Source organism: Actinocrinis sp. (assembly GCF_035938995.1).
Classification (GTDB): Bacteria; Actinomycetota; Actinomycetes; order Streptomycetales; family Catenulisporaceae; genus DASZGI01.
Genome location: NZ_DASZGI010000324.1, coordinates 21,358 through 30,432, shown reverse-complemented (window position 1 = coordinate 30,432; position 9,075 = coordinate 21,358). Strand labels below are relative to the sequence as shown.

Sequence of the window (9,075 nt, the reverse complement as noted above, 5' to 3'; positions counted from 1 at the left end):
GTGACCGTGTCGGCGGGGGGTGATGCGGCGGTCAACGTGCAGGTCACCAGTCAGGTCGGTAAGAGCCTGGCGATAGCCGAGAGCATCGCGGTCCCGCTGATCCTGCTCCTGCTGCTGTTCGCGTTCGGCAGCGTGGTCGCGGCGCTGCTGCCCCTCGCCCTGGGCGGGATCGCGATCCTGGCCACCTTCGCCGAGCTGTTCCTGCTCGGCTCGCTCACCAACGTCTCGGTCTACTCCATCAGCCTGACCACCCAGCTGGGCCTGGGCCTGGGCATCGACTACGCCCTGCTGATGGTCAGCCGATTCCGCGAACAGCTCGCCACCGGCGACGACGTACCCACGGCGGTCGCGCGCACCACCGCCACCGCCGGGCGCACCATCCTGTTCTCCGCCACCACCGTGGCCATCGCGCTGACCGCGCTGCTGGTGTTCCCGCAGTACTTCCTGCGCTCCTTCGCCTACGCCGGCATCGGCGTCGCCCTGATCGCCGCCGTCGCCACGGTCCTGGTCATCCCGGCGCTGCTCGCCCTGCTCGGCACCCGGGTCAACGCCGGACGCCTGCCCTGGGCCACCTCCGGGCGCGGGGACGCCTCCCGCTTCTGGGAACGCATCGCCGGCGCGGTCACCCGCCGCCCGCTGCTCGCCGCCCTACCGGTGGTCGCGGTGCTGCTGCTCGCCGCCTCCCCCCTGTTGAAGGTCGCCTTCGGCACACCCGACGCCACCGTGCTGCGCCCGGGCATCAGCAGCCGCCAGGTCTCCGACACCCTCGCCGCCGCCTTCCCCGGCAACGCCACCAGCACCATCGACATCGTCACCACCGCCCCCCTACCCTCTACCGCCATCACCGGCTACGCGCGCGCGGTATCCGCGCTGCCCGCCGTGGTGCGCGTGGACAGCAGCGCCGGCACCTTCACCGCCGGCCGCCTAACCACCCCGGACCCCGGCGACGGCGCACTCGGCAACCGGGCCGCGCAGCGCCTAGCGGTCACCCTCACCGCCGCCGCCGACTCCCCCACCGCCCAAAACCTCGTCACAACAATCCGGGCCCTCCCGAACCCCGACCATGTCGCCACCCTGGTCGGCGGCCCCTCCGCGGACCTCGTGGACTCCAAGGAATCGATAGCGGCCGACCTGCCCTGGGCCGCGCTGATAGTGGCGCTGGCCACGTTCGTGCTGCTGTTCCTGTTCACCGGCAGCGTCATCCAGCCGCTGCGGGCGCTGCTCGTCAACGGCTTGAGCCTGTCCGCCGCGCTCGGCGCGATGACGTGGATCTTCCAGCAGGGGCACCTGGCCACCTGGCTCCACATCACCGCCCGGCCGATGGACACCTCCATGACCGTGCTGCTGCTGTGCATCGCCTTCGGCCTGTCCATGGACTACGAGGTGTTCCTCACCAGCCGCATCAAGGAACTACACGACCAGGGCGCGGACCCACGCACCAGCGTGGTCCAGGGCCTGGCCCGCACCGGCCGGATCGTATCCACCGCCGCAGGACTGCTCGCCGTCTCCCTGTTCGCCTTCGCCACCAGCACCGTCAGCTTCCTACAGATGTTCGGCCTCGGCGCCGGCCTGGCCGTCCTGATCGACGCCACCCTCATCCGCGGCATCCTCGTCCCCGCCATCACCACACTGACCGGCGACACGATCTGGTACGCCCCCAGCCCACTACGACGACTCCACCGCCGAATCGGCCTGTCCGAAAGCGAGAGCACTGGCACCGGTCCACATCTTGCCAACGCGGCTCAGCGACGCCGCGGGATCAGACCGGCGAGCGCCGCGAACCACAGCCGGTCCTCCGGCCGGTAGCAGACCTTTTTCACGTGCCGACGCAGCACCGTGCTCTCGTGCCGCAGGACCAGCAATTCGGCGGCGCGGGACACGTCGCGCCGCGCCAGCGCGGCCACGGCGCTGAGGATCTTGCGAGTCGGCCGGTAGGCGAGGAGAGCAGCGTCCTGCCATGCTGCCAGCTGCGGAGACGAGACCCCGGGTCCAACGACCCGTTTCGTGAGAACGAGCGCCACACCGTGGCCGGGCCACCCAATGCACCTCACGCCGTCGACCTTGACAGCATATCGTTTATCGTTATTATCGCTTAACGATATCCCATGAGCGATACCTGCGATGCGGGGACCGGCCGCGCAGGCCGGTCCCCGCGGGGCTGCCACGGTTGAAGGGTGTGGACGTGACGACAACGACCGAGCGCAACAAGCTGACCGAACCGCTGGCATCGGTGACGGCCTACTTCGGCGTGCTGATGCTGCTTGCGCTGGCGGTCTTCGGCGGGTTCTGGGCGTTCGGGTCGGGTGCCTACGGCGGCACACCGTCCGTGTGCGAGGACCAGCCCGGCATGACCTACACCGGCTCCTGGCAGTCCCCCTTCGTGGCCGCCAGGCCCGGCGCGTCGATCAACATCAACGGCACCGTCCAGGCGTGCGCCAACGACCCGGGGATCGGCCAGTGGGCACTGTACGGCCTGGCGCAGGCGCCCACCATCCTGGCCTGGTGCGGCGTCCTGCTGCTGCTGTGGCGCCTGATCAGGATCGCGGACCGGACAGGCCCGTTCACACCGGCAGTCGCCACGGCGATGCGGCGGCTGGGCTGGTTCATCCTCACCGCGAGCCTCACCGTCGCCCTGCTGCGCGCGGTCGCCGTCGGCCTGCTCCTCAGCGGCCTGCTCACAGGCTAGAGCACGGGCGTGAACACGTATCCCGGCCTGGTGTGGGAGGCGGTGCGCGCCGTCATGCCCGTCCCCGCTCTGGCGGGTGCCGCACTGCTGACCCTGGCGCGTATCTTCCGGGTCGGCGCGGCCATGCACGACGAACTCAAAGGCACGGTGTGAAAGCCCGCTCCACGTCCGATGACAGCACTGCGGCCGGCGCCGACGACGATGCCTCCGGCATCCAAGTCCGGCTCGACGCCCTGCTCAGCGAGGCAGGCATGACCCTGACCGAGCTGTCCGACCGGGTCGGGGTCACGGTCGTCAACCTGTCCAAACTCAAAAACGGCCACGCCAGGGCGATCCGGTTCTCCACACTGGCCGCGATCTGCCAGGCCCTGGGCTGCCAACCCGGTGACCTGCTGCGCTACCCCGACCAACCAGACGGGCACTGACCCGCGCCAGGCAACCCGTCACCGCCGGTGTGCAGTAGGCCCGCACGCTCCAGAGCGACCCGGACAATCCAGCCCGTCACGACACCAAGCCGAAGCCGGACGCGGCCGGTGAACGCGGCCCCCCGGTGCCATCTCGATCACCAGCCTGCGCAGGGCCGCCGCCGTGGGCGGTCGGCGCAGTACCGCGCTCTCGTGCCGCACCACCACAAGCGCGGCGTCCTTTGACGCGTCGTGGCGCGCGGCGACGGCAAACGCACCGAGCTTCACATCGAGAATAAGGTCCTGCGTGCGGCCACGGAGCCGCCGATCCAGCGTGCTCCCACGCGAGAACGTTTCGCGTTTGTCGACGGCCTCGGGGATCGCATCAGTGCGAGCGAATCGCGTCGGCGCCGTCTCGCGTCAGCGGGTCGTGATCCTTTCCAATGCGACGCGCACCTCGCGCCGCAACGCTTCGTCGTCGGTGATGTCCGCGGTGCCGTAGGCCGACGATCCGGCGGGCCGGTTGTGGCGGCGCACGGCCGCGAGTTCGGCGCGCAGCAACGGCTCCAGCGCTGCGGCCGCGGGGCCCATGTCCACAGCGCAGCGCGCGATTCGTCGGCGCGTGTGGTGCGCCGTCGTCCATGCGCGCGTCATGGCCGGGACCGCCTTGGCGCCATCGCCGGTGGTGTACCACAGCGCGATCGCGGCGGTGAGCCAGGCCCAGAAGTCCGCGCCGTCGAGCATCTGGTCGAGCCGGGCGAGCAGCGCGTCCGACGGGCCGCCTGCCATCGTGCCCGACCCGGCACCGAGCAGTGCGAGCCCTTCGGCCGCCGCCAGGGTCGGCCGCGCATGAGGGTCGAGCAGGACGCGCTCGAAGACCGGCCGCAGCAGCGGGTCGTCGGGCCGGAGGCGGGCCAGCGCGCTCGCCGCGTTCACCGCGGTCCACTGGTCGGGGTGATCGAGGATGCGCCGCAGCCCGTCGACCGCGCCGTCGGCCGCGGCCGCCGCCGGCCCGATCGAACCCAGCGCCGCCGCGGCGCTGAAACCCGCACGGTCGTCGTCGAGCATGGCAACCAGGTCGGGTGCGGCGCTCAGCGCCGCCGGGCCGATCCGCCCGAGCGCGAAAGCCAGCTGCGCCCGCGCCTCGCTGTCCCGGTCCGAATCCTTCAATGTGCTGATGCGCTCGCGGATGGGCTCGACCAGCTCCGCCGCGACCGGTCCGGCCGCGCCGATCATCTGGCCCAGCTGCCAGACCGGCTCCGGGTACGCCAGACACCAGCGCAGGATCGGCACGACGCGCGGATCGCGAGCCCGCGCCAGCGTACCCACCAGCGTGCCGACCCGCGCGCTGGCCGGCCCTTGTACGACGATCCACGAGCTCGCGGCGGCGAACCGGTCGTTTGCGGCGCCCACGTGCTCACGTCGAGCGTCCGCGAGCACCTCTGCGATCGCGTCGGCTGCCGGAACCGCCAGCTCATGCAGATCCTCGAGCGCGTGGACGGCCATCATCCGCACGTCCGGTCCGGCGGACCGGTCGCAAAGATGGCCGCCGACCTTCCCCACCAGCTGCGCATAGTCCCCGCGATAATCCCGCATCAGCCACAGCGCCATCCGCAGCGCGTCCTCGGCCCGCTCCCCCCGCCCTGCATCCAACTCGCGCGATATCAGCACCATGCGGTCGCCGACCCGCTCGTCGAGTGCGCCGTTCACCCGCGCCAGGAGACTACCGGCAGACGAACCCGGCGCCGAGTCGTCCGCGTACATGTCCCCGGCCAAGCGAAGCGCCACGTCGACGACATCCGCAGGCAGCCGCTGCGGAATCCGCTCGGCGATCTGGGCCAGTGCGGCTAGCCGGACGTGCGGGTCCTGCGCCTCGGACGCCAGCAAATCCAGCAGCCACTGCTGCGCGTCCTGGTCGATCGACGCCGCATCGTACGGATCGGCCGAGGCGACCAGGAGATACGCGTTGATCAGCGCGACCTGGACATCCGGGTCGCTCTCCCCAGCGAGCACCGCGCGCAGCGTACCCATCACCAGCGCACGCTCATCGCGGCAGTACATAAGCACACCGGCGGCGCTGTAGCGCACCTGAACATCAGCATTACGCAACGCCGCAAGGTACCCAGGCATGCCGACCATTACCCCGTCATAGGCCCGGCGCACCGCTGGCAGCCACTTGGCCTCTTGCGGATCGGGCTCGCTCGCGCCTCCGCGTCCGAGGCTGTATCCGGCGATGCTGGCGAGCAGGTCGAGGATGCCCGCCCGATCCGGGAAACCGGGCGCGATCGCCGCCCTGACGAGGAACGGAACCGCGGCGATGGTGGAGTCGTATATATCGCCCTGATGATGGACCGTCCCCCAGAAGAACCCCAGTGCGTCCTCGCGTTCCTCGGGATCCGCCGAGGCCAGCCCGGACAACATGGTCGGCACGTCGTGCGCCGAGCCATAAGCGTGCTTAAACGACGACCACGGCACCCGCTCGAAGCCCTCGAACACACCCGCCCAGGCCACCACACCCATCACCCCTCGCCCGCTGCCGCGCCCGATCGTACACACGCAGCGCGAGGTGGCCGCGGAACCCTGACACGGCCAGCCCGACACCAAACCGCCTGTTCAAGCCGCACGCATCGAACTATCGAGCCCCACGCGTACCACTTCGGACGGCGCGGCCTGACGGGTCACTTCCACCGGAAATGCACGAAGACGCGGCCGAAGTTGTCCGAGTCCTTCTCCACCCGGTGATACAGCGCCTTGATCTCCTTCTGGTCGAGGAATCGCAGGACGCGCTTCTTGAGCTGACCGGAGCCCTTGCCCGGGATGATCTCGACCAGCGGCGCCTTCTTCGCCACCGCCTCGTCGATGATCGCCCGCAGCGCACGGTCGATCTGCTCACCGCTGTTGTAGATCTCGTGCAGGTCGAGTTTCAGCTTCACCCGCCCATCATCTCCCCGCGAGCCGACCGGCGGTCGCCGGGTCAGCGGGCGCGGCCCCGGAAGTTCTGGGAGACGTTGGCTGCTCCCCCGGAGCCGGAGGGCAGCGATCCCGAGGACCAGGCGAGCTTGCTGCCCCCGGAGCGTGCGGAGCCTTGCCGCTTGGCGGCGCCGGCGCCCTTTTTCGCGGTGGTTTTCACAGCGGCGGCGCCCTCTCGCGTGCGGGGCGCGCCGCCGCCACCGTTCCCGCGTCGATGCCGTGGTGCGCCACCGTGCGCGGCGGTGTCGCGGGGAGCGGACCCGCCGGTGCCTTCGGGTGTAGTGGTCGACGCGGCGATCTGCTCGGGCGTCGCGAAGGTACGCTCGCCCGGTGCCAGGGTGCTGATCAGCGGGTCACCGGGGACGAGGCGGGTGGTGGTCGCCGTGATCCTGGCCTTGCGGGTCAGCTCGCGCACCTCGCCGACCTGGGCATCGGTCATCAGCGTGACCACGGTGCCGGAGCTACCGGCCCGCGCGGTGCGGCCGGAGCGGTGCAGGTACGCCTTGTGCTCGACCGGCGGGTCGGCATGCACGACCAGCTCGACGTCGTCCACGTGGATGCCCCGCGCGGCGATGTCGGTGGCGACCAGGGTGGTGGCCCGGCCCTGCGCGAACGCCTCCAGGTTGCGGGTGCGGGCGTTCTGCGCGAGGTTGCCGTGCAGTTCGACGGCGGGTACCCGGGCGGCGGCCAGCTGCCGGGCGAGCTTCTTCGCCCCGTGCTTGGTGCGGGTGAACACGATCGTGCGGCCGGGCGCTGCGGCCAGCTCGATGACGATCGGCACCCGGTGCTCGGCGTGGATGTGCAGGAGATGGTGGGTCATGTCCGGGACTTCGGAGTGCTGCGAGTCGACCGAGTGCGTGACCGGGTTGGTCAGGTAGCGTCGCGCCAGCTGGTCGATGCCGTTGTCCAGCGTGGCGGAGAACAGCAGCCGCTGGGCACGGGCGGGCGTGGCGTCCAGGATGCGCTTGACCATGGGCAGGAAGCCCAGGTCCGCCATGTGGTCGGCCTCGTCGAGCACGGTGACCTGCACCGCGTCGAGGATCGCGTGGCCGGAGCCCAGATGGTCGAGCAACCGTCCCGGGCAGGCGACGACCAGGTCGACGCCGGAACGCAGCGCGGAGACCTGCGGGCCGGCGGACACCCCGCCGAAGATCGCGGCCGTGCGCAGGCCCAGCGCGGCGGCGAGGGGCTTGGCGGCTTCGTGGATCTGCGTCGCCAGCTCCCGGGTCGGCGCGAGGACCAGCGCCCGCGGCCGGTTCGGGCGCCGCTTGGACGGCGACGCGGCGAGGCGGGTGACCACAGGCAGCAGGAACGCGAGGGTCTTGCCAGAACCGGTGCGGCCGCGGCCGAGCACGTCGCGCCCGGCTAGGGAGTCCGGCAGGGTCGCGGCTTGGATCGGGAACGGGGCGGTGATGCCGCTCGCCTCGAGCAGCGCGGTCAGCGCCGCGGGCACGCCGAGCTCGGCGAACGTGGTCGTGGGCGCAGGCGTGGGCGCAGTGGATCGAGTGGGGCGGCGGGCCGCCATGAAGACTCCGAACGTGGGAACAGCCGCAGCTCAACACGGACATACCAGTGCAGGATGCCGGTGCCGACTACGTGGTCACATGGACGAAAGTCCCAGCGATTACGGCACGTGGATCAAGATTGCGGCGCGGGGTCCTGTGACTCCCGCTGCGACAATGCTACCGCTTGCAGCCGGGTGCGCGGCGCCGCCCCAGCCCGCGGCACTGCCGCAGGATCATCAGTATCCTGATCAGTCTCGCCGTCTCGGAGGCCAGCGGACGCGCCGGACACCACAGCGCCCGTCACGGCCGACCGCCGCGATCCGGCCGCCCTCGCCGCCGCGACATTCGAGCGCGAACACCACCGCGCTCCGCACCTGGGCGCACGGCGCGGCGCCGACGGTCCGAATGCGGCGCCGTCCGGGGTAAGCTTGTCCAGGTATGGAGTGAGAACCGCGACGCGAGATCCGTAGGGTTCGGATCCGGGGCGGCCACTCCATGAAGGAGAAAAAGCATGGCAACCGGCACTGTGAAGTGGTTCAACGCGGAAAAGGGTTTCGGGTTCATCGAGCAGGACGGGGGCGGCCCCGACGTGTTCGCCCACTACTCCGCGATCGCCACCCAGGGCTACCGCGAACTACGCGAGGGGCAGAACGTCACGTTCGAGATCACCCAGGGACCCAAGGGCCCCCAGGCCGCGAACATTCTGCCGCTGTGAACTGATCTTGTGACTAAGGGGTCGCCGGACTTCGGTCCGGCGACCCCTCGTGGGTTTCCGGCCGCCTCAGCGCCGGCCGCCGGAGGCACCCGGCCTGTTCAACGGTCGAACGCGGCGAGCAGTCCGGCGCAGACCGCGCATCGGTGCGGGGCGGCCAGAGCGGCGAAATCGTAATCGCGGTCGTCCACGTCCGCTGGACGATGGGACCTGCCGCACAGGGACGCGGCCCCCGGCACACTGTCCACAGCGACCGCGTGCCCCTTGCGCAGTGCTCGCGCCGTGGGCGTGCGCACCGTCGTGGTGGTCGGCCAACTGGTTCCGTACCGGACGAAGAAGTCCACGCGATTCCATCGAGTAGGAGCGGGCGAGTAGGAGCGGACACTGGGCGCTGCGCGTCGGTCAGGCCCTGCCGACGCCGTGGGCGAGCCTGCTCAGCAGCGCTCCGGTCTCCTTGGCGACGTGATGGTAAGACCGCCGGGCCTGCCGCTCTCCGTGCTCGGCATGTTCAAGACGCTGCCGGGCCGCGGCCGACGGGAAACCAGGAGGGCGCGACGCCTCGTGCAGGCGAAGCGCAGCCCGCTCCACGCCCTCACGGGCCGCACGCCACCTATGCTGCGCCGCCCGCCGCCTCGCGATGACCTGCTCACGGCTTTCGGCGCTCTGTGTGAGTGGAGCTGCCCCAGCGGCGGTGGCGGTCGCGGATGCGGCGGTGCCCAAACCGCCCGAGTCCCGGGAGGAATGAGATCTGTCGTCTGATACGCGGGCGCCCACCAGGGACCGCCGATCTTCTCGCGC

At 70.8% G+C, this 9,075-nt stretch carries 9 protein-coding genes; 5 read left to right on the top strand and 4 right to left on the bottom strand.

Going from position 1 to position 9,075, the window contains the following annotated elements; translation table 11 throughout:
* The 4 genes from VGZ32_RS23165 to VGZ32_RS23150 form a co-directional block, all read left to right on the top strand.
* A partial coding sequence (locus VGZ32_RS23165; protein WP_326888270.1) for an MMPL family transporter occupies positions 1–1,806 on the top strand: 1,806 nt, incomplete at its 5' end.
* 376 nt (positions 1,807–2,182) lie between these two features.
* Positions 2,183–2,686: a hypothetical protein gene (locus VGZ32_RS23160; protein WP_326888269.1), complete on the top strand. Its 504-nt coding sequence runs from the start codon at positions 2,183–2,185 to the stop codon at positions 2,684–2,686.
* A 9-nt stretch (positions 2,687–2,695) separates the two neighbouring features.
* On the top strand, positions 2,696–2,839 hold the full coding sequence (locus VGZ32_RS23155) for a hypothetical protein (RefSeq protein ID WP_326888268.1): 144 nt from the start codon (positions 2,696–2,698) through the stop codon (positions 2,837–2,839).
* Positions 2,836–3,111 (top strand): helix-turn-helix transcriptional regulator, encoded by a 276-nt coding sequence (locus VGZ32_RS23150; RefSeq protein ID WP_326888267.1) that lies wholly within the window; start codon positions 2,836–2,838, stop codon positions 3,109–3,111. The genes VGZ32_RS23155 and VGZ32_RS23150 overlap by 4 nt, the downstream gene beginning before the upstream one ends.
* 399 nt (positions 3,112–3,510) lie before the next feature.
* On the opposite strand, the gene VGZ32_RS23145 is transcribed toward VGZ32_RS23150, so the two are convergent.
* The 3 genes from VGZ32_RS23145 to VGZ32_RS23135 all read right to left on the bottom strand — a co-directional run bounded on the left by VGZ32_RS23145 (position 3,511) and on the right by VGZ32_RS23135 (position 7,585).
* Positions 3,511–5,601 carry a hypothetical protein gene (locus VGZ32_RS23145; RefSeq protein ID WP_326888266.1) on the bottom strand — a complete coding sequence of 697 codons (2,091 nt, stop codon included), beginning with the start codon at positions 5,599–5,601 and terminating at the stop codon, positions 3,511–3,513.
* Positions 5,602–5,768: 167 nt separating this feature from the next.
* Entirely contained in the window at positions 5,769–6,023 is a 255-nt protein-coding gene (locus VGZ32_RS23140) for a Smr/MutS family protein (RefSeq protein WP_326888265.1), read from the bottom strand.
* A gap of 41 nt (positions 6,024–6,064) precedes the next feature.
* Complete coding sequence (locus VGZ32_RS23135; RefSeq protein ID WP_326888264.1) at positions 6,065–7,585, bottom strand: DEAD/DEAH box helicase; 1,521 nt, start codon at positions 7,583–7,585, stop codon at positions 6,065–6,067.
* 491 nt (positions 7,586–8,076) lie between these two features.
* On the opposite strand from VGZ32_RS23135, the gene VGZ32_RS23130 reads away from it, so the two are divergent.
* Entirely contained in the window at positions 8,077–8,280 is a 204-nt protein-coding gene (locus VGZ32_RS23130; protein ID WP_326888263.1) for a cold-shock protein, read from the top strand.
* 98 nt (positions 8,281–8,378) lie between these two features.
* Here the strand turns inward: VGZ32_RS23130 and VGZ32_RS23125 are convergent, their stop codons facing one another.
* Entirely contained in the window at positions 8,379–8,621 is a 243-nt protein-coding gene (locus VGZ32_RS23125) for a hypothetical protein (RefSeq protein WP_326888262.1), read from the bottom strand.
* Positions 8,622–9,075 lie beyond the last annotated feature (454 nt).

Excerpts from the sequence above, each read along its gene's own strand:
- VGZ32_RS23135 (WP_326888264.1), bottom strand. The coding sequence starts at position 7,585 with ATGGCGGCCCGCCGCCCCACTCGATCCACTGCGCCCACGCCTGCGCCC.
- VGZ32_RS23130 (WP_326888263.1), top strand. The coding sequence starts at position 8,077 with ATGGCAACCGGCACTGTGAAGTGGTTCAACGCGGAAAAGGGTTTCGGG.